Annotated in this window: 20 protein-coding genes and 1 pseudogene; 11 read left to right on the forward strand and 10 right to left on the reverse strand. The window is 41.6% G+C overall.

Features of this window, described 5'->3' with window-relative positions; genetic code table 11:
• Window positions 1–182: 182 nt before the first annotated feature.
• The gene (locus tag AC25Y6_RS17925) at window positions 183–443 is read right to left on the reverse strand and encodes a DUF1871 family protein (protein WP_488143982.1); all 261 of its coding nucleotides are present in this window, start codon (window positions 441–443) and stop codon (window positions 183–185) included.
• 74 nt (window positions 444–517) lie between these two features.
• Between AC25Y6_RS17925 and AC25Y6_RS17930 the strand changes: the two genes are divergently transcribed.
• The gene (locus AC25Y6_RS17930) at window positions 518–1,693 is read left to right on the forward strand and encodes a MalY/PatB family protein (RefSeq protein ID WP_488143983.1); all 1,176 of its coding nucleotides are present in this window, start codon (window positions 518–520) and stop codon (window positions 1,691–1,693) included.
• Window positions 1,694–1,740: 47 nt separating this feature from the next.
• On the opposite strand, the gene AC25Y6_RS17935 is transcribed toward AC25Y6_RS17930, so the two are convergent.
• Window positions 1,741–1,965 carry a hypothetical protein gene (locus AC25Y6_RS17935; RefSeq protein WP_482102217.1) on the reverse strand — a complete coding sequence of 75 codons (225 nt, stop codon included), beginning with the start codon at window positions 1,963–1,965 and terminating at the stop codon, window positions 1,741–1,743.
• Between the two features lie 36 nt (window positions 1,966–2,001).
• A complete protein-coding gene (locus AC25Y6_RS17940; RefSeq protein WP_482102354.1) occupies window positions 2,002–2,589 on the reverse strand; it encodes a peptidylprolyl isomerase in 588 nt (195 codons plus the stop codon).
• 293 nt (window positions 2,590–2,882) lie between these two features.
• Here AC25Y6_RS17940 and AC25Y6_RS17945 point away from each other — a divergent pair, with 293 nt between their 5' ends.
• The gene (locus AC25Y6_RS17945; protein ID WP_488143984.1) at window positions 2,883–4,118 is read left to right on the forward strand and encodes an MFS transporter; all 1,236 of its coding nucleotides are present in this window, start codon (window positions 2,883–2,885) and stop codon (window positions 4,116–4,118) included.
• Between the two features lie 72 nt (window positions 4,119–4,190).
• On the forward strand, window positions 4,191–6,044 hold the full coding sequence (locus AC25Y6_RS17950) for a transglycosylase domain-containing protein (RefSeq protein WP_488143985.1): 1,854 nt from the start codon (window positions 4,191–4,193) through the stop codon (window positions 6,042–6,044).
• Window positions 6,045–6,059: 15 nt separating this feature from the next.
• On the opposite strand, the gene AC25Y6_RS17955 is transcribed toward AC25Y6_RS17950, so the two are convergent.
• On the reverse strand, window positions 6,060–6,635 hold the full coding sequence (locus tag AC25Y6_RS17955; protein WP_488143986.1) for a DUF5366 family protein: 576 nt from the start codon (window positions 6,633–6,635) through the stop codon (window positions 6,060–6,062).
• A gap of 134 nt (window positions 6,636–6,769) precedes the next feature.
• Here AC25Y6_RS17955 and AC25Y6_RS17960 point away from each other — a divergent pair, with 134 nt between their 5' ends.
• The 7 genes from AC25Y6_RS17960 to mnhG are packed head-to-tail and all read left to right on the forward strand — an operon-like array spanning window position 6,770 to window position 12,575.
• Window positions 6,770–9,211, forward strand: a complete 2,442-nt coding sequence (locus tag AC25Y6_RS17960) for a Na+/H+ antiporter subunit A (RefSeq protein WP_488144006.1) — start codon at window positions 6,770–6,772, stop codon at window positions 9,209–9,211.
• Complete coding sequence (locus AC25Y6_RS17965) at window positions 9,198–9,620, forward strand: Na(+)/H(+) antiporter subunit B (protein ID WP_482102222.1); 423 nt, start codon at window positions 9,198–9,200, stop codon at window positions 9,618–9,620. The genes AC25Y6_RS17960 and AC25Y6_RS17965 overlap by 14 nt, the downstream gene beginning before the upstream one ends.
• Entirely contained in the window at window positions 9,620–9,961 is a 342-nt protein-coding gene (locus tag AC25Y6_RS17970) for a Na(+)/H(+) antiporter subunit C (RefSeq protein ID WP_482102223.1), read from the forward strand. The genes AC25Y6_RS17965 and AC25Y6_RS17970 overlap by 1 nt, the downstream gene beginning before the upstream one ends.
• Window positions 9,954–11,444, forward strand: coding sequence for a Na+/H+ antiporter subunit D (locus tag AC25Y6_RS17975; RefSeq protein WP_488144007.1), 1,491 nt, complete (start codon window positions 9,954–9,956; stop codon window positions 11,442–11,444). The genes AC25Y6_RS17970 and AC25Y6_RS17975 overlap by 8 nt, the downstream gene beginning before the upstream one ends.
• Before the next feature lie 6 nt (window positions 11,445–11,450).
• Window positions 11,451–11,930 carry a Na+/H+ antiporter subunit E gene (locus tag AC25Y6_RS17980; RefSeq protein WP_488143987.1) on the forward strand — a complete coding sequence of 160 codons (480 nt, stop codon included), beginning with the start codon at window positions 11,451–11,453 and terminating at the stop codon, window positions 11,928–11,930.
• A complete protein-coding gene (locus tag AC25Y6_RS17985; protein WP_482105856.1) occupies window positions 11,927–12,208 on the forward strand; it encodes a Na(+)/H(+) antiporter subunit F1 in 282 nt (93 codons plus the stop codon). Before AC25Y6_RS17980 ends, AC25Y6_RS17985 begins: the two co-directional genes overlap by 4 nt.
• A complete protein-coding gene (mnhG, locus tag AC25Y6_RS17990; RefSeq protein WP_488144008.1) occupies window positions 12,192–12,575 on the forward strand; it encodes a monovalent cation/H(+) antiporter subunit G in 384 nt (127 codons plus the stop codon). Before AC25Y6_RS17985 ends, mnhG begins: the two co-directional genes overlap by 17 nt.
• A gap of 47 nt (window positions 12,576–12,622) precedes the next feature.
• On the opposite strand, the gene AC25Y6_RS17995 is transcribed toward mnhG, so the two are convergent.
• Both AC25Y6_RS17995 and AC25Y6_RS18000 read right to left on the reverse strand, forming a co-directional pair.
• Window positions 12,623–12,883, reverse strand: a complete 261-nt coding sequence (locus tag AC25Y6_RS17995; RefSeq protein ID WP_488143988.1) for a hypothetical protein — start codon at window positions 12,881–12,883, stop codon at window positions 12,623–12,625.
• Window positions 12,884–12,946: 63 nt separating this feature from the next.
• On the reverse strand, window positions 12,947–14,458 hold the full coding sequence (locus tag AC25Y6_RS18000; RefSeq protein ID WP_488143989.1) for a leucyl aminopeptidase: 1,512 nt from the start codon (window positions 14,456–14,458) through the stop codon (window positions 12,947–12,949).
• A 155-nt stretch (window positions 14,459–14,613) separates the two neighbouring features.
• On the opposite strand from AC25Y6_RS18000, the gene AC25Y6_RS18005 reads away from it, so the two are divergent.
• Complete coding sequence (locus AC25Y6_RS18005; RefSeq protein WP_488143990.1) at window positions 14,614–15,090, forward strand: divergent PAP2 family protein; 477 nt, start codon at window positions 14,614–14,616, stop codon at window positions 15,088–15,090.
• A gap of 113 nt (window positions 15,091–15,203) precedes the next feature.
• Here the strand turns inward: AC25Y6_RS18005 and AC25Y6_RS18010 are convergent, their stop codons facing one another.
• The 4 genes and pseudogenes from AC25Y6_RS18010 to AC25Y6_RS18025 form a co-directional block, all read right to left on the reverse strand.
• Window positions 15,204–15,530 carry a YuiB family protein gene (locus AC25Y6_RS18010; protein WP_488143991.1) on the reverse strand — a complete coding sequence of 109 codons (327 nt, stop codon included), beginning with the start codon at window positions 15,528–15,530 and terminating at the stop codon, window positions 15,204–15,206.
• Window positions 15,531–16,977: 1,447 nt separating this feature from the next.
• Window positions 16,978–18,195 (reverse strand): NAD(P)/FAD-dependent oxidoreductase, encoded by a 1,218-nt coding sequence (locus tag AC25Y6_RS18015; protein ID WP_482102231.1) that lies wholly within the window; start codon window positions 18,193–18,195, stop codon window positions 16,978–16,980.
• A gap of 251 nt (window positions 18,196–18,446) precedes the next feature.
• Window positions 18,447–18,566, reverse strand: a pseudogene (locus AC25Y6_RS18020) (HesB/IscA family protein); the annotation flags it as partial.
• 327 nt (window positions 18,567–18,893) lie between these two features.
• The gene (locus AC25Y6_RS18025; protein WP_488143992.1) at window positions 18,894–19,538 is read right to left on the reverse strand and encodes a hypothetical protein; all 645 of its coding nucleotides are present in this window, start codon (window positions 19,536–19,538) and stop codon (window positions 18,894–18,896) included.
• Between the last annotated feature and the right edge of the window lie 63 nt (window positions 19,539–19,601).

Consider the following 19,601-nt stretch of genomic DNA (forward strand, 5'->3'; position numbering starts at 1 on the left):
CCGCCGGAGGCTTTATCAGGGAGGAATTGAACTTCATTCCTCCTTTTTCAGCGGGCTTTTGGACACCCACTGAACAGGAAAACAAAACTACATTCATCTCCCACCTATGAAGGTGAGAGATGAATGCTGAATAAAGATAAAAATAAGCCATACCCATTTGAATGCGGGTACAGCTCTACAGGTTAGACGATACATTTCGCCTCGTATTTAATCGCTAGCAACTTATAAGAAATTTGTACACAGTTTTCAATCGGAATCCATTGCTCATGGGTATGTTCATAAACTTCCCGAATTCGCTTTGCAAGGTCTGTAGGATGATCAAGTCGATGTAAATCCGCTACGATATCGACAATTTCAAGTGCATACGCTTTTGGTCCGACTTCGAATGGGTCCCATTGTTCAAGAAGTGCAACAGCCTTTTTATTCATTTCAATTGTATGCACGATGAGTCACCTAATTTTTCTCATTATTTTAGACTATGATAACATAGAAAAGAAAAAAGAAAAGAGGGATTTCCATGAATAACTTTGATCTTGTGATTGAACGACGTAAAACACGTTCTGCAAAATGGGACTTAATGGAAGTAGTCTATAGTATTAAAGATGCATCCGATATTTTACCGATGTGGGTCGCGGATATGGATTTTGCCGCTCCTGAAGTTGTCGTAAATGCCATGAAAGAACGACTCGACCATGCCGTATTCGGCTATTCTTACATTCACGATGAATGTAAAGATGCAGTTAGCTCATGGCTTTCTGAACGTCATGGTTGGGAAACAAAAAACGAATGGATGTTATTCCATCAAGGTGTTATTCCAGCCATCGCTTCAGTAATTGAAACGTTTACAAATCCGGGTGACGGAATCCTAGTCACTTCCCCCGTCTATCCACCGTTCTTCCAACTTCCCAAACGTCAAGAACGGAACCTGGTCGAATGTATCATGAATGAAGTGGAAGGCGTTTACTCCATCGATTTTGAAGAATTCGAGAAAAGCCTTCAGCAAGATGTAAAACTATTCATCTTATGTAATCCGCATAACCCTGGCGGCATCGTCTGGACAGAAGCCGAACTGAAAGAAATGGTGCGACTCTGTACAAAATACAATGTACTGATTTTATCGGATGAAATACACTCAGACCTTGTTTTCTCAGGACATAAGCATATTCCACTGGCTGCCGTTGCTGGCGAAGAAGCCGGACGTATCATAACATGTGTTGCACCTACGAAAACGTTTAACCTTGCCGGAATTCAAGCTGCTGTAATGATTGCGACGGATGAAGATGTGAGAGGAAAGCTTTCACTAAATGCCATGGCACACGGCCAGATGGGATTGAATTCATTCGCAAGTGTCGCTTTAACTGCAGCATACAAGGAAGGCGGACCTTGGCTGACGGAGCTGTTGGAAATAATTTCACACAATATGGATTATGCAATTCTTGAATTAACAAAAGCAATTCCTGGTTTAAAAATAGCTAAACCGCATGCGACATATCTTCTTTGGATTGATTTCCGTGGTACTGGATTTTCAGAAAAAGAAATAATGGACAAGCTTTTGAATAAAGGGAAGCTTGCGCTCGAACCTGGATCGAAGTACGGAGAGGCTGGACGTGGATTTCTTCGTATGAATATGGCAACACCATTGTCAGTTGTCAAAGATGGCGTCAATCGCTTTATCACTGCATTGAGTGATTGAGATAGTTGTAATGAGAGATTACTCAGTTCAACAAAAAAACAGCATCCTCAGTTGGGAGGATGCTGTTTCTCTTTCGCTTCGCGGCGTTCTCGCAAAATGCGTTCTTCAAGTTCTTTTGTTTCCAATTCCTGTTTCTTCGAATTTTTTCGAATCCACCTAAAAGCGAAAAACATGAGAACCATGAAGGCTACAAACGATAACGCAGCCGGGATGTATTCTGATTTATCTTCCGGAAAGTAAAGGAACGGCATTAATAGAGCGTTCACTTCCATCCACTTCCTTACCTTATTAATTTCACATAATCAAAATTATTTTTGAAGAATTTCGATAGATTCAATTGAAATATCTTCAACTGGTTTGTCTTGACGGCCTTTTTTAACTTTTGCAATGGCATCGACAACATCCATGCCTTCGATAACTTGGCCAAATACCGTATGTTTTTGGTCTAGGTGAGGTGTTCCGCCCATTTCGCTGTATGCTTGTGCAATATCAGCAGGCCATCCGCCTTTTGTCATTTGTTCAACTGTACCTGGAGCTTGTGATGCATGAACAATGAAGAACTGGCTGCCATTTGTACCAGGACCAGCGTTTGCCATCGAAAGAGCTCCTTTTAGGTTGAATAGTTCTTCAGAGAATTCGTCTTCGAAGGAATCGCCGTAGATGCTAGCTCCGCCCATACCTGTACCTGTTGGATCTCCACCTTGAATCATGAAATCTTCGATAACGCGGTGGAAGATAATGCCGTTGTAGTAACCGTTTTCTGCATGTGTCAAGAAGTTTTCAACTGTTTTTGGTGCTTGTTCAGGAAAAAGCTTGATTTTGATTGGCCCCATAGTTGTGTTCATAACAACGAGCGCCTCGTTTGCTGCTACTTCATTCGATAATTGTGGATACATTGTTGTTGCCTCCTCTAAGTTCTTAGTATTATTTTTTTCCGCTGGCGTTTTACCAACAGGCACTTCATCTTCTTGTTTCTCGTTCTCTGCAGCACTATTTCCGCAAGCGGCTAATAGTAAGAGACTGATAGAAATTGTTAGAAGGGAGAAAATTATTTTCCTCATTATGATTCACCCCGAATCAGTTTATCATATCATATCTTCTATTTCGATAAATAAGCATGAAACTTCCTTCGTTTACCGAACTGTTTTATACTTAATCTAAAGGCACGACGCAGAAAGAAGGTTTTCATATGGACGTGCAAAAACGGAATTTTATCATCATCTGGATTTCGAACGTGCTCGTTGCTGGAACCATGACGATGATTATGCCCTTTTTATCTCTCTATATTGAAACATTCGGTGACCATTCCGATGCATATGTTCAAAAATGGGCTGGTTTAATTTTTGGCGCTACATTTGTTACCGCTTTTATCATGTCTCCCGTTTGGGGACGGGTCGCCGATAAGTATGGTTTCAAGCCTATCCTTCTCATCAACGGATTCGGCATTGCAACATCCGTTTTTTTAATGGGATTTGTCGATTCCGTTGAGGCATTTTTCCTCCTACGTCTTTTAAATGGGCTTGTCACTGGATTTATACCTACGTCACTTGCGTTTATTTCTTCACAGACCGCAAAAAAAGAAGCTGGGAAAATGCTCGGTACGCTACAGATGGGCAGTGTTACAGGAACGTTATTTGGTCCAGTTTTCGGGGGGTTACTTGCGGATACTTTCGGCTTTCAGTACACCTTTATCATTACGTCCATCTCCGTTATCGTCGCTGCACTTATTGTCCTATTCGGGATTAAAGAACAGAAACGGATTAAAAATCCGAAAGCAATTCAATACTCCAGAAAGTCAATAATAAGTGGCCTTCTGCATCACAGACTTATGTTAAATGTCATGATTGTAACAGCACTAATCCAGATCGGAAACTTCAGTATCCAGCCACTTCTTTCTTTATATGTTTCACATCTGACAGACGCGAAAGATGTGGCGTTCCTCGCCGGTATCACCTTCAGTGCAGCGGGGGTTGGTAATCTCCTATTTGCACGGCGTTGGGGTAAGCTCGGCGACGATATCGGCTATGAAAAGGTTCTTTCAGTTTTGCTGATTTTATCATTCGTCTTTATCATACCCCAAGCTTTCGTGACAGAGCTATGGCAGCTGATTTTCTGGCGGCTACTGTTCGGAATAGCACTTGGTGGAATGATTCCCATAACGACTGCACTGGTCAGACGCGAAGCACCCATCGATATTCAAGGTGAAGTCATGGGTTATAATACGAGCTTCCGTTTTCTTGGGAATATTATCGGTCCAATGTTCGGTGGGATTATCAGTGGATATATTGGTATTTCTTCCGTCTTCCTGGTCACCGGCGTTCTATTCTTGCTAGGTTTCGCATTTCTCTATTATGCCAAACGAAAACCCGTTCAGGACTTTGAGGATTTCCTAGCATCTGAAGAAAAACGAATACATCCTTTATAATTCGCACACTTCGATATCCGTAGTGTGCTATATTTTTGTTATCATATGATTTTTGAACGGAGCTCAAAGACATTGAAGCAATTTATTGGTTTCATATTTATCCTTCTCACGATTCCCTTGCTACTCATTGTTCAAAAAGAGATTGCGGTCGAATTGAGAAGTGCACAGTCTTTCAAAGAACAGATAAATAATTCCATTGAGCTGTCACCCCCAACGAGTAACAATCCCTTAGCACTGAAGGATCGCAACGGTTTAATTTTTGCGGAGGAATACATAGAGTGGCGCGACCCTGTCCCACTATCCACCATTCCACTATTCGTTCGCCAACTTTTTCTCGAGAGTGAAGACTCAGGTTTCTACGAGCACCGTGGATATGACATTGCAGCAATCGTGCGTGCTTTTGCTGTTAACACAGCGACAGACGATATCCGACAGGGAGCATCTACTATTACACAACAAGTCGTGCGAATGCGCTTTTTATCCACAGAGAAGACCTACGAACGAAAGCTGACTGAACTTTTCTATGCAGCTGAGCTGGAAAAACAATCATCAAAAGATGAAATCTTAGAAATGTATTTGAATGAAATGTATTTCGGCAATCAAGTCTACGGAATTAGTGCCGCTGCAACATACTACTTCAGCAAACCTCTAAATGAGCTGAATGAAGCTGAACTTGCCTTTCTAGCAGCGATTCCGAATAACCCAAGTATGTATGATCCTATAAAGCATTTCGATCAGACAAAAACTAGACAGGAACGTCTTCTTTCTGTCTTAGTAAAAGCTCGGAGCATTACTGCCGATGAAGCTGAACGATATAAAAATACGAGCGTTCAATTAAACTTAAAACAAAAAGTGAATGCCTTTCCTGCATACAGTACATATGTCCTTGCTGAACTTACTAATCTTATAGCGCAATCAGAAGGTTTGTCAGAAGCAGTAGCAAACGCTTCAAGTGATGCAGAAAAAAATGCACTTGAAGCGTTAGTGAAACAGCGTACCGCTGAGGTTTTATCAGACGGACTCATTATTGAAACTGCCCTTGATTCTAAAAAACAGTTGCGCGATGAACAGACAATTTCTGCTATTTTAAAACCAGTTGGTGTCCAAGCAGGATCTGCCGTTATCGACAATGAAACACGAGAAATAGTCAGTATCTTTGCCGGGGTCGACTATAAGAAATTTGACTTCCATCGTGCATATCAGGCAGTGAGACAACCGGGTTCCGCCATCAAACCGCTTCTAGTCTATGCCCCGCTATTTGAAAGTGGTCCCTATACTGAAAATATGCCCATCAATAGCGGAAATATATGCATCGGCTCCTACTGTCCAACAAATATTGGTGGTTTTGTCTATGGCGACGTTACGGTCAAAGAGGCATTCCGACAGAGTCATAACACGGCAGCCGTTAGGTTATTTCAGATGGTTGGAATTGAAGAAGCATTCGGTTTTATAGAACCCCTTGGATTTAAATCCGTTACAAAACGAGATATGAACTATTCAGCCGCACTCGGCGGTTTTTCAAAAGGTGTGACGCCTATTGAACTGGCAGGTGCCTATTCGAGTTTCATCAACGGGACGTATTCACCTGTCCATTCGATTCGTGCAGTGAGGGATAGAAAGGGTACTATTCTCTATCAATGGCCGGAAGAAAAGAGCGATGTCTGGTCCCCTTCTACAGTTAAAATAGTTCGTGACTTGATGCAGGATGTTGTATTAAACGGGACGGGGCGGGGCATCAGCTATAACACAGCTTATACTGGTGCAAAAACTGGAACAACGGATCATTATAAAGATTTATGGGTTGGCGGCATGAACGATACCTATACAACGGCTGTCTGGGTCGGCTATGATATTCCGCAGTCAGTTAAAAACGTGAGTGACCAAAAACTGCATCTCCAGATATTTTCAGCGTTACTCCGAGACTAGCCCTTCACCAAATGGCTAGTCTATTTTTTCGCCTATGAACGGTAAGCTTGCGATTACTCCTGTATAGAGTTTCAATAAAATATAGACAATTGTGGAGATGAGAACACACCATAATGTTATTTCAAAAATAATAAATCCAATCGTGCTGACAATTGTCATGTATCTGCTTAACTTGTATACGACATAGACAAAGTAAATGAAAGTCGTCAGTAAAAACACTATCCCTAATAGTACGACTGAATTGATACCAAAAACTGATGCAAGCGCGCCGAAAAAGTAAATGACATTACCTCCCCGGGCCTGGCTATACGATTCTCCCAATACGTCTTTTGAAAAGAACAGCATTGCTGTTTCATGAATTGTCTCCGCAATTAACTTTAACGCTGAAAGCACCATGAAAAACAATAATGAATAGATGACTAGTAAGAAAATACGTAACTGTATTTCCGTTAGGAATTCTCGCATACCTGCATACAGACCAATTCCTTTGAACTGCTCAACAGACACGCCTACTGTGTAAACGCCGAATGTTAAACTGAAAAGCACAATTGTAAAGAAAGGCAAATAACCGAATATGTATGGATTTTTCATTTTACACCTCAAAAGTAGTTCTCTTTCTTCAACTCTATAATATAAGAAGAGAGTCGAAAGATGCAATAAGGTGCGGAAATGTTCAATGCAAATACCCCCAATATACGTTATACTTTATAACATTGCAGAAAGTTATGTTTCAATCATCAGGAAGGAGAATTTTCTTGAATTTCGTATTGCTGATTTTTCTGCCTATTGTGGCAGCCTTATTTGTACCTTTCCTATTCAGGAAATTAAAAGATATACATACTGGTTGGTTCGTTTTACTAGTTCCTGTAGCCCTTTTCATTTATTACATTGGATTTATCAAGACAACAATGGACGGCGGACATGCTGTATCAGAGCTTCAATGGATTCCATCGCTCGGTATTTCGTTCGTATCGTATATTGATGGGCTTAGCCTGCTGTTCACCTTGCTAATTACAGGTATTGGCGCACTCGTGGTCCTCTACTCCATTTTTTATCTCGATAAAAATCGGGAGAAACTAAATAACTTTTACGTTTTTCTACTTATTTTCATGAGCGCCATGTTAGGAGTCGTGCAATCGGATAATGTCATTTCCCTCTATTTATTTTGGGAGCTGACATCCATTTCATCATTCCTGCTAATTGGCTATTGGAATACACGTGATCGTTCTCGATTTGGTGCATTAAAATCGATGATGATTACCGTATTTGGCGGATTAATGATGCTTGGTGGATTTGTCTTACTCGGAATAATGGGCGACACGTTTTCTATACGTGAACTTATCGCAAATGCTTCCACGTTTGTAGGACATGAATACTTCATGCTGGCACTCGTTCTAGTCTTACTAGGCGCATTTACGAAATCAGCTCAGTTTCCGTTCCATATCTGGTTGCCCGATGCGATGGAAGCGCCTACCCCGGTAAGTGCATATCTGCACTCTGCAACCATGGTAAAAGCAGGCCTTTACCTTGTCGCTCGGTTCACTCCTATCTTCGCAGTTTCTGAAGTTTGGATTTGGCTTGTTACCGGCATCGGCCTTCTAACATTGTTCTGGGGCTCTCTTTTTGCAGTGAAACAGACCGATTTGAAAGCGATACTTGCTTTTTCGACAATTAGTCAACTTGGACTTATCATGTCCTTGCTCGGTGCAGGTGCACTTGCCTATCACTCAGACGATCCAATTTTAAAATTCGCAACATTCGCAGCAATCTTTCATTTGATTAACCACGCGGTCTTCAAAGGAAGCTTGTTCATGGTTGCAGGTATTGTCGATCATGAAACCGGTACCCGCGATATTCGTAAACTTGGCGGATTAATGAGCATCATGCCCGTCAGTTTCACAGTGGCATTCATCGGGTCTATGTCGATGGCAGGATTGCCCCCATTCGGAGGCTTCCTGAGTAAAGAAATGTTCCTTCAATCAATGCTCGCCATTCGTCATTTTGAACTGTTCAACTTTGCAACTTGGGGAATTATCTTCCCAGTTATCGCTTGGATTGCTAGTGTGTTCACATTCGTTTACAGCTTCTACTTTGTATTTAAGACATTCACTGGACAACAAAAAAGTGAACGACTTCCGAAAAAACCGCATGAAGCACCTTTTGGCATGCTTGTAGCTCCTGTCATTCTAGCTATACTCGTTGTCACTATCTTCTTTATCCCGAATTTGATTGGGAAATGGTTGGTTAAGCCAGCTGTGATAGCTGTCCAGCCTGATTTGTATGGCCATCCATCGGAAGTTGCAGTACATGTTGCGGCTTGGCACGGAATCGCCGCTCCTGAACTATGGATGACGATTTCACTTGTCGGAGTAGGTCTCGTTCTCTTCTTGACAATTAAAAGATGGCACAAGTTATACGACATTCAACCGGAGTATTTGTCAATAAATGCATTTTATGATTCAGCCATGTTATTTAGTGAAGGCGGAATGAACCGTCTTTCTCGTTTTTACATGACTGGGTTAATCCGTACGTATCTGATTTATATGTTTGCTTTTATCGCTGCCATAACGTCGGCAACGCTCTTTATCAAAGAAGCATTCGTCTTAGATATGAATAGTTTTGCACCGGTAACCTTATATGGAATCCTGACTGCGATTATCTTAGTTCTGGCGGTTAGTATGGTTCTTCTAGCCAAGACGAGGCTGTCGGCAATTATCGCACTCGGCGCAGTCGGATATTCGGTTGCATTATTCTTTGTTCTGTTTAAAGCACCGGATTTAGCGCTTACACAACTCGTAATTGAAACCATCTCAGTTGCACTGTTCCTGTTGGCCTATAAACATTTGCCGTCGCTTAATAACCATGGACAAACGAAGCGCAACAAGGTAGGTAATGCGATTATAGCCGCCGGTGTAGGGATTACAGTAACATTGGTAGCTCTATCAGCCCATTCACAAAAACTGATTCCATCAATATCGCAGTATTACAAAGATACAGTCGCTACAGAAGCTGGGGGCGGGAATATCGTCAACGTCATTCTCGTTGATTATCGTGGTTTTGATACATTATTTGAAATCACCGTTCTATCAATCGTCGGAATCGCCGTCATTGCGATGGTTCGCCTAAAGCTGTCTAAAAAGGAGGAGAGTACGGATGAAAACAAATGATGTCATTTTGCAAACGGCAACAAAGTTCGTATTCTTCATCATTTTCCTTTTTTCAATTCATATTTTCTTTGCGGGACACTACACACCAGGGGGAGGCTTCGTAGGAGGACTCCTCACTACCGGCGCAATTGTTCTGCTACTTTTAGCATTCGACCTGAAAACTGTGCAAAGAGCTTTGCCTTTTAACTTCACAATTGTGACAGCTATCGGTTTACTACTTTCACTCGGAACGGCTGCAGGTTCAATTTTCTTCAACGTTCCATTTTTTACACATGTATACGATGATTTCACTTTGCCTCTATTTGGGACAACTTCCCTTCATACTGCAATGATCTTTGATGCCGGTGTCTATCTCGTTGTTGTTGGTGCCGCCGTTACAATGATTCAAACGATTGGAGGAGATGAGTAATGGAATTTATAATGGCTATCGTCATCGGAATTCTTTTCATGGCAGCTGTCTATTTGATACTTTCCAGAAGCCTCCTTAAAATCATTCTCGGGACAGGCCTGTTGAGTCATGGTGCCCATTTACTTATCCTTACGATGGGTGGACTTGGTGGTGCTTCTCCGCCTGTCTTGGCCGAAGGCATCACTGATTATGCAGATCCTTTACCACAGGCGCTAATATTAACGGCTATTGTAATCAGTTTCGGAGTGACCGCATTCATTCTCGTGTTGGCTTATCGTACATATGCTGAGCACAAGACTGATAACATGAATCTCATGAGAGGAAATGACGAACATGATTAATCTGCTTTTATTTCCAATCCTATTGCCCTTCTTTTTCGCAATTATTCTTCTTTTTTTCAAGGAGAATATCAAGATACAGCGCTCGCTAACATGCATCGGACTTTTGGTAAGCTTGGTTGCCGCACTTTTTCTTGTTGCAAAAGTGAAAGCAGATGGCGTGCAAGCAATCACTCTCGGAAGTTGGTCGGCACCGTTTGGTATTTCGATGGTGTCAGATATGTTATCCGCATTGCTAGTAACGACAACACTCCTAATAACACTGTTTGTTGTGATTTACAGCTTCACAGCGATTGGTGAAGAGCGGGAGCGATACTTCTATTATCCTGCTATCTTGTTCATGATTACAGGCATTAATGGTGCGTTTACAACAGGTGACATTTTCAATATGTTCGTATTTTTCGAAGTGCTGCTTATCGCCTCTTACCTACTAATCGTTCTCGGCGGCAAGAAAAAACAGCTCAGCGAATCAATCAAATACATACTCGTCAATGTTATATCATCTGCCCTTTTCGTTATTACGGTAGCATTCCTTTACTCAGTCATCGGTACATTAAATATGGCCGATATTTCAGTGAAGATAGCTGAAATTGGACAACCCGGTATCATAACCGTAATCGCAGTCCTCTTTCTTATCGTCTTCGGTGTCAAAGGTTCCCTATTTCCACTTTACTTCTGGTTGCCGGGTTCTTATGCAGCACCGCCCACACCCATTCTTGCACTCTTCGGAGCGTTGCTGACTAAAGTGGGTATTTACGGAATCATCCGAACGTATACACTGTTTTTTGTTCATGATTTAGATTTTACACATGGGTTATTATCCATACTCGCTCTACTCACAATCATTGCGGGTTGTATAGGTGCACTCGCTTATTTCGATTTAAAACAAATTATCATTTACAATATTGTAATTGCCGTGGGCGTCATTTTATTCGGCGCTGCGCAAATGAACGAGGCTGGTTTAACTGGTGCTGTATTCTATTTAATCCATGACATGCTAATTAAAGGAGCTTTATTCCTTCTAATTGGAATCATTGCTTATGTAACGGGTACATACAATTTGCGTAAAATGGGTGGTTTGATGAACACTCATGCTTCCCTTGGTTGGATTTACTTAATCGCAGCGTTTGGTTTGGTAGGTATTCCGCCATTAAGCGGTTTTGTCGGAAAGCTTTTAATCGTCCAAGGTGCATTTGAGGCAGGTCACGTCTTCGGAAGTATCGTCATCCTGGCATCGAGTCTTGTTGTACTGTTATCCGTTATTCGAATCTTTGTCTATGCATTCTGGGGCAAGCCCGGACTTCATGGAGAATTACCTAAAACAGACAGTCGTTCCTACCGGAAGATGATGGCTCCAGCTATTGTATTAGTCATCTTGTCCGTGCTGTACGGGGTAGGTACTGAATGGCTCGTTCCTTACATGACGGATGCAACAGATGTATTACTACAACCGTCCATCTATATTGATGCGGTGTTAAAGGAGTAGATGACGATGGCATTTCAACTATTATTGAACTTTTTCATCGCTCTCGTCTGGATGTTCATAAGCACCTCATTCACTGCTTCGACATTCATCATTGGATTCTTGATTGGTCTGCTATTAATCATTATGACGAGACGTTTTTTCCCGAACAGACTATACATTTGGCGACTTTGGGCGACATTGAAATTAGTACTCCTCTTCTTTAAGGAGTTGACATTGTCCAATATTTCAGTGTTACAGGTCGTCCTGCGTCCGAAGTTAAATCTTCAGCCGATGATTTTCGCCTTGCCGACAGACCTTGAATATGACTGGGAAATCACATTGTTATCTAGTCTGATCACATTGACTCCTGGAACGATTGTTTTGTACGTTTCGGATGATCAACGAACACTTTATGTCCACGCCATCGATGTCGATGATGTCGATGATGCAATTGACTCTATTAAAAACACATTTGAAAAAGCAATTAAGGAGGTGAGTCGACCATGACAACATTCATATGGGTTTCTCTCATTCTTGTTATCCTGTCGATTGTTGGACTATTGTATCGTCTCTACCTTGGTCCTTCAATCCCGGATCGGCTTGTTGCACTTGATGCAATTGGCGTCATGCTTATTTCAGCGATTGCTTTGCTATCTGTCATTTTCGATACAGGGTTTTTCATGGAAGTCATCTTGCTGATTGCAATTATGTCATTCATCGGAACCGCATCATTCTCTAAATTCATTGAGAAAGGAGAGATAATTGAGCGTGATCGTAATAGCTAATATCCTCATTGTCCTTTCAATCGTCGTTGGCATTGTTTTTACCATCGTGACAGTCATTGGCGTCATTCGTTTACCAGACTTGTATACAAGAGCGCATGCGGCTTCTAAAAGTGCGACTCTGGGCGTGCTCAGTATTCTGTTAGGTGTATTTTTTCACTTTTGGTTAAAAGAAGGACACTTTAGTATACAACTCCTACTTGCAATCGCATTTCTATTTATTACCTCTCCGGTTGGCGGACATCTGATGAGTCGCGCAGCATATATTTCGGGTGTTAAACCAACAGAACTAACTGTTGGTGATGATCTTGCAGAAGTGATTAAAGAAGCTAAACAAAAAGCTTCTGCAACGTATAAAACCAAAGATTAAAAAACACATGACAACCCTATTTTCAGGTTGTCATGTGTTTTTTATTTTCAATAAGGACCATAATATCCATATGGGTACGGTCGGTAGCCGTATGGATATGGAGGGTAACCGTAATAGGAAGGATATCCACCATAAGGATAACCACCATATCCATACGATGGGGTTAGGACTGAACCGAGCAAGCTACCAGCAAAGCCTCCGAGAAAAGGACCCCCAAAATCACCAAATCCTCCAAATCCACCGAATCCACCATATCTATTTCCACGACCATGACCACGGCCGCGATAACCATCATAACGTCTCGTCATAGTTATCCTCCTTTCCCACTTATACTATTCAAGTGAGGCGTCTCAAAGGGGGACAATTGCCTATCAGCCTTCTAGTTCAGCTTCGGCTAGACGTTCAACAAGCGTCGCTAGCGTTCTTACCATGACACCCGTTGCACCTTTTGGACCTAAGTCATGTGCGGACTGTGCATCCGACGTTCCCGCGATGTCTAGATGAATCCAAGGTGTGTTACCAACGAATTCACCGACAAACCCGCCGCCGAAGATCATATGACCGTCTCTACCTGGTGAATTATTCAAATCTGCTACATCACTCTTACGAAGCCTCTTCTTATCATTTTCAGTAAGTGGAAGCCTCCAGACAAATTCTCCTGTTTCCATTGAAGCATGCATGAATTCTTCAAAGAAACCTTCATCGTTTGTAAGCGCTCCCGTCTTGTCCATACCGAGCGCAACGATGACGCCGCCAGTTAGTGTAGCAACGTCAATTAGGTAACTTGCACCTGCTTGCAAAGCGTATGTAACTGCATCTGCAAGTACAAGACGCCCTTCTGCGTCTGTATTGAGCACTTCAATCGTTTTACCGCTCAGTGATGTAATGACATCATCCGGTTTAAAAGCGTCACCAGAAACCATGTTGTCTGTAGAAGCAATCACAGCAATTACATTTTTCTCTGGTCGTAGCTCACCAATGATGGTCATCGCGCCAAGTACTGCAGCAGCACCGCCCATATCACCTTTCATGCCAACCATTCCATCTTTTGTTTTTAAGGAATAACCACCGGTATCATATGTAATACCTTTACCGACAAGCCCGATGACATCTTCCCATTTTTCTGTTGCGGCATATTTCAAAACGATCAGCTTGGGTTCTTCTACCGAACCTTTGTTAACAGCAAGAATTGCGCCCATGCCGAGTTCTTCCATCTCTTTTTTACCTAGAACTTCAATTTCAAAGTCATATTTTTTAGCAAGATCACTTGCATACTCAGCCATTTTAGTTGCAGTTAAAATATTTGGCGGCATATTGACAAGGTTACGTGCTTCATTAACTGCATAAGCATGTACTTTCCCCACTTCAAATGCCGCTTTCAATTCATCTTCGTCAAATGATGATAAAAACGAGAGTGTTCCGAGTGCAACATCGCGTTCGTTTGAATCGGTACGATATCCTTCGAACTTATACAGTCCAAGTCCGATGCCTTCTGACGCCGCAAAGACCACATCAGCACATGTCAGTTTGTCGTTCGTAAATGGAGCAGTCCAAATTGCAGCAGAAGCCGCTTTGAGATCTGCCAGGCCTTTGCCAATCGCTGCAAATGATTGACGCAACCGATCATCAGTCAATTCTTTTTGCAGACCAAGCCCAATGAATAAGACACGCTTATAACCTCGTATTTCAACAGTAGGCATTTTTGTAATCGTTTTAAATTCTGTTTTAATATCGCCTGATTTTACCCATTCTGGCACACGGGGACTAAAAGAACTGACAAAATTACTCCAGCCTTCTACATTTTCAGGATGCTCCGGTACACCGATTACTAAGACATCTGCTTCTACTTTACCAAAATCAGGTTCCATAATTATGGTTTTCATTTGACTACCTCCATTTTTTAATACATTGTTTAGTATAGCGGAAATTTTCAGCCGTTTATATTGATTCGTTCGGGAGGCGGACTATCGTTTTTTGTATCATCCCCTTATGGTATACTGTTTGTATGAATTCCGTACTTTAAAAGGAGTTGAACTAGATGGCCTTATTACAAAACACCCCGCTCCTTGCGGCATTATTCGGAATCATCTTTGCTCAATTCATCAAAATTCCAATTCACTTTTTTCTTACAGGTAAACTTGATTGGAAATTGATGACTTCAACAGGCGGGATGCCCAGTTCCCATTCGGCTGCCGTCACATCTCTAACGACCGCAATCGCTTATGAAGCTGGACTTGACTCTCCTCTCTTTGCAGTCTCTGCCATCTTTGCCGTTATCGTTATGTTTGATGCGACAGGAATCCGTTATCAGGCGGGACAACAAGCACTCATTATCAATCAAATGCGTCTAGACTTCCAGACGTTCGTTCAAGAAGCGAAAGGTTGGCAGCATAAAGACGGCCAGCAAAAAATCCAAGAGTTAAAAACATTGCTTGGTCACAAACCAAGTGAAGTATTTGCAGGAGCTGTCACTGGTATTCTAATTTCAGTCATTCTATATTCATTTATCATTTAATAGCAAAAAGAGGGTGTATACTAGCAGTTTTATGCTTGTATACACCCTCTTTTTAAATTTAGAAAGGTAAAACTATTCAACTTGGGTTGCTGTTTAAGTATGCTAGGCCATTCCTAAAACATTTGATAGCCTTGTTTTCTCAATAGCTTAATAACGATGCCTGAAATTATCGCTCCAACCAGTCCACTCGCTAAAATAACGACATCCACAGTGTGGAGTGACATAATCTTTTCCCCAAGGAGGTTGAATGCGTAATTCGGCTTCGTGAAGTATTCTAAGACTTTCACTTCATCAATAATCAGTATGACGACAATCGGATAAATAATGGCCATCAACCAAGTCATTCGCAGAAGCATATTTAGTAGGAATCCTATACCAAAAAACATAACAATGAAAATCATTACGGATAATACAACGTGCGTTATAGAAATGGTTCCCAATGTGACTACCTCCGTTTTCCATTTATAATTTTACAGGAACGGATGAATGCTTTCAACATTACAATGCCTGTTCGATAATTTGTCGAATTTCGTTGTGGTGATAATATGATCTAGTTTCGTCATTTTATGAAGTAAGGTATATCAGAAGTATATCAGAATGGGTCACACGGTTACTATTTTTGATGTCTTTAAATACCAATCCTATCACTTTGCCGCGCCTTCTCTGGGGTGTACATATTGAGAGAGTTGTGAGTCAGAGTGTGGATTGTAGACCGCTTGGCGCTTTGGGGAGGCCTCTCGCCATGAGCCTGGATTGGCGCTTCGCATCCAGTCTCATGGCTTCGGCTACCACTTGTCGCGCTTGCGCTGGAGTGTACATTACTGAGTGAGAGTTGTAATTCAGAGTGTGGAATATAGATCGCTTGGCGCTTTGGGGAGGCCTCTCGCCATGAGCCTGGATTAACGCTTCGCATCCAGACTCATGGCTTCGGCGACCCCTTGTCGCGCTTGCGCTGGGGTATACATTATTGACAGAGTTCTGAGTCGGAGTGTAGATTTTACACCGCTTGGCGCTTTGGGGAGGCCTTTCGCCATGAGCCTGGATTAGCGCTTCGCATCCAGTCTCATGGCTTCGGCTACCCCTTGTCGCGCTTGCGCTGGAGTGTTCCGTTATTAATAGTAATTCTGAGATGTATGCATTGAGATTATAATGTGATTACTATTTGATACTAATTTCATTGGAGAAAAACGCACTATAGATTGCAAGTCAAATCCCCAATAAAGAAATGTGCTTTCTAAAATAGACCATCCAGCGCAGGCGCGACTTCGTGGTAGCCGGAGCGATAAGACTGAAAGTGCTCTTCTTTCCGGCTTATCGCGGGAGGCATCCACAAAGCGCAGAAGCGGTATTAGCAGGCTTTCTAATTCGTTCTATATACATACTGTTGTCAAACTCATCCTCTCAGTTTATGGAAATAATATTCACTAATCTCATCCCCAATAACGAAATGTGCTTTCTAAAATAGACCATCCAGCGAAGGCGTGACTTCGTGGTAGCCGAAGCGATAAGACTGATGGAGGGACGTAGTTCAATCCCTCCTTACTCTTCTTTCCGGCTTATCGGAGGCCACTGAAAAAGTCCTTTATTATAATAAGAACTAGTTGATTGTAGTGGAGAGCGGCGACTCCAGCGGGAACAGCGCGAGCTGAAGACCCCACAGGAACGTAGTGACGAGGAGGCTGAAGCCGTGCCCGCGGAAAGCGTCCGCTCGGAACGGAAATCAACGGGATTGAAGGAAACCGGACTTTTTCAGTGCCCTCACTTTTCGCGGAAGGCATCCGCAAAGCGCAGAAGCGGTATTAGCGGGAACTAATTCTATCCATCGCATTGGGAATTTCCTCAAAAAAAAGCACCCGCCGTCAAAACTGGCGAGTGCTGAAATGCATATTATTTAAGCAAGTTGAACTTACCTTTTTTCAGTGTCAATCCTACTCCACCAATCATGAAGAGCGCACGGTTATCAACCATTTTCTTCATGAATGAAGCTTTTGTACCTGTAACTTTTTTACCAAATACTTCACCAATAGCGTCGTTGTCACCAAGTGAACAAAGACTACCTTTAAGATCCGGTGTGAATTCTGAAGTAGCTTCGCCTTTCATCAGCGCGATTAGGTTATTCGCACACATGTCACCTTGTTGCATTGCAATTTGTGCAGTAGGAGGATAAGGACGATTAACTGCTTCATTGATCATTAGTGCACAGTCTCCAATGATGAATACATCAGAGTACCCTGGAGCCCGAAGATCTTTGTCAACTTTAACACGAGCACGCATGTTTTCGATACCTGTCTCTTCAATCAGACGATTACCACGAACACCCGCAGCCCAAACGACTGTACCGGCTTTGATGAATTCAAATTCATCATCACCTTTTTTAATATTGACGCCTTCAGGAGTAGCTTCAACAACTGGCGTACCAATTGAGAATTCGATTCCTTTAGAGTTCAATTGTTTTACTGCATAATCCACAAGTTCAGGATCAAATCCTGGAAGAACCATTGGAGCTGCTTCTACGCAAAGGACTCGTACTTTTTCTTGTGGAACGTCGAACTCTTTACATAATTCAGGAACACGGTTACCAAGTTCACCGAGGAACTCAATACCTGTGAAGCCTGCGCCTCCAACAATAATTGTCAGGCGGCTATCGTCTTTAACTTCTTCAATTGACCATGTCGCGAATTGATATTCAATATGTTCGCGAATTTGACGAGCAGCTTTTACGTTCGCAATAGACAACGCATATTTATCAAGACCTGGGATACCGAATGTTTCTCCTTCGAACCCAAGTGAAATTACTAGGTAATCGTATGAATGTGTACCGACATTTGTTGTTACAACTTTCCCATTAACGTCGATAGCTTGAACTTCAGCTTTAACGAATTTAACTTTATTGCTGTTAATAACGTCTTTGATATCATACCGTACAGATTCAGGAGACATTGTCCCTGCTGCGGCTTCATGAAGCCAAGTCGATTCGTAATGGTAATCATTTTTATTTATTAGAACGATATCTACATCGTCCGCACCTAGAGATTTCTGCAAATTAACAATAGCCGATAAACCACCGTAACCTGCACCCAATACTAAAATTGTCGGTCTATTCACGAAGATCGAAACCACCTTTGATTTTTTTATATGCCCGGCCCAGGTGAAATCGGTTACATTGACGATTTACACAGTCCTGGCCTTTGTCATTTTTTCGACAAACTTCTATTTCTAATAGTAGCCCTTTTGAAACGCCTTTTCAATAGTATATTTGAAATAGAACTTTTTTGAAAATACTGACAAAAAAAGAAAGTTCTCTAAACGGTAAAAAATCCTTCCCAAATAAAATTCAGGAAGGATGTACTATTCAATCAGCAGTCTGCTGGAGCTCCTGCTTTCTTAGCAGTTCTAAATGATGTACCGCAACCGCATGACGCGATAGCGTTCGGGTTATTTATTATGAATCCGCCCCCCATGAGGGACTCTTTATAAATGGCGGTATATCAGCGTTTGTTGTTGTTTTGATGGATTATAAATCACAGCTTAGATTGTGTATCCCGTGCCTCTATGATTGTGTATGTCGCTAATCCAATTGTACCCTAACTAATTTAAAAAAACCATTCCTAAGTATGTTTAGTCGCTTCGTTAACAACTTCTTTTCGTGTGAGTGTAGTAGGTAGCTTAGATTCTTCATTCTCCTACATCAAAAACAGGGTCGCTCTGGGATGCTATGACAGCTTCATGAATGGCTCTGTCGCTCTGTCGCTCTCTCAACCACTCACTCACCTACCTTTTTATTTCTAGTTAAAATGGAACTTTTATTTGTATACTATATAGATAGTATTATGTATTTCTTCTATAATTACATACGCTAAATCTAAACATTCTTTAACGTAATCATCAGAAACTATAATTTGGTCTTTTTCAGAAAAAGTTAAAAAGTCGTTTGTTTCAACATATTCAATTACTTTAACATGTTGTATCGCTCGGCTCTCCCTATCAACAATACCATTACTGTGCATAATTCGATTTCGAATCACTCTAAGAACTTCTGTTTTATCTCGATTTTCTGAACAAAGAAGTTCTTCATCTACATTCTCTTTAATAAAATTCAAATAATCTCCAAAGCCCTGACCTTTAACTTTACCATCGAGACCCAACTTAATTATCGCTTCATTGGCTAACTCCAACACACTGTATTCTAGATACGCCCACAAGTTCATTAAGATTCCGTATTTGCTAATTCTCGGTAGTGTATCTCTATAGAGGATAAAACTATCAATGTGATAATCATAAAACTCCTGTTTTGTTTCCTCATCTTCTATACTCTCTGCTGATTGAACTAAATCATCAAAATGTTCCTTATACATTTGATTTGTATTTTCAAACAATAGTGTGAAATCATTAAGTGTATCTAACTTAATCATTAAACTAAAATCGTCCCACGTATGTCCTGTAACCATATTTACAGCCCCTTTCTTAATAACTACAATCTTATAGAACAAGTTTTCCTTTTTTCCAATAGA

It is taken from the genome of Sporosarcina sp. Y1004 (assembly GCF_057669665.1).

What these genes read in the sequence shown, in the direction of transcription:
- AC25Y6_RS17995 (WP_488143988.1), bottom strand. Translation starts at nt 12,883, where the DNA reads ATGACGAGACGTTATGATGGTTATCGCGGCCGTGGTCATGGTCGTGGA.
- AC25Y6_RS17955 (WP_488143986.1), bottom strand. Translation starts at nt 6,635, where the DNA reads ATGAAAAATCCATACATATTCGGTTATTTGCCTTTCTTTACAATTGTG.
- AC25Y6_RS18005 (WP_488143990.1), top strand. Translation starts at nt 14,614, where the DNA reads ATGGCCTTATTACAAAACACCCCGCTCCTTGCGGCATTATTCGGAATC.
- AC25Y6_RS17970 (WP_482102223.1), top strand. Translation starts at nt 9,620, where the DNA reads ATGGAATTTATAATGGCTATCGTCATCGGAATTCTTTTCATGGCAGCT.
- AC25Y6_RS17945 (WP_488143984.1), top strand. Translation starts at nt 2,883, where the DNA reads ATGGACGTGCAAAAACGGAATTTTATCATCATCTGGATTTCGAACGTG.
- AC25Y6_RS18000 (WP_488143989.1), bottom strand. Translation starts at nt 14,458, where the DNA reads ATGAAAACCATAATTATGGAACCTGATTTTGGTAAAGTAGAAGCAGAT.
- AC25Y6_RS17940 (WP_482102354.1), bottom strand. Translation starts at nt 2,589, where the DNA reads ATGTATCCACAATTATCGAATGAAGTAGCAGCAAACGAGGCGCTCGTT.
- AC25Y6_RS17960 (WP_488144006.1), top strand. Translation starts at nt 6,770, where the DNA reads ATGTTTCAATCATCAGGAAGGAGAATTTTCTTGAATTTCGTATTGCTG.
- AC25Y6_RS17965 (WP_482102222.1), top strand. Translation starts at nt 9,198, where the DNA reads ATGAAAACAAATGATGTCATTTTGCAAACGGCAACAAAGTTCGTATTC.
- AC25Y6_RS17985 (WP_482105856.1), top strand. Translation starts at nt 11,927, where the DNA reads ATGACAACATTCATATGGGTTTCTCTCATTCTTGTTATCCTGTCGATT.
- AC25Y6_RS17930 (WP_488143983.1), top strand. Translation starts at nt 518, where the DNA reads ATGAATAACTTTGATCTTGTGATTGAACGACGTAAAACACGTTCTGCA.
- AC25Y6_RS17980 (WP_488143987.1), top strand. Translation starts at nt 11,451, where the DNA reads ATGGCATTTCAACTATTATTGAACTTTTTCATCGCTCTCGTCTGGATG.
- AC25Y6_RS17975 (WP_488144007.1), top strand. Translation starts at nt 9,954, where the DNA reads ATGATTAATCTGCTTTTATTTCCAATCCTATTGCCCTTCTTTTTCGCA.
- AC25Y6_RS17935 (WP_482102217.1), bottom strand. Translation starts at nt 1,965, where the DNA reads ATGGAAGTGAACGCTCTATTAATGCCGTTCCTTTACTTTCCGGAAGAT.
- AC25Y6_RS18025 (WP_488143992.1), bottom strand. Translation starts at nt 19,538, where the DNA reads ATGGTTACAGGACATACGTGGGACGATTTTAGTTTAATGATTAAGTTA.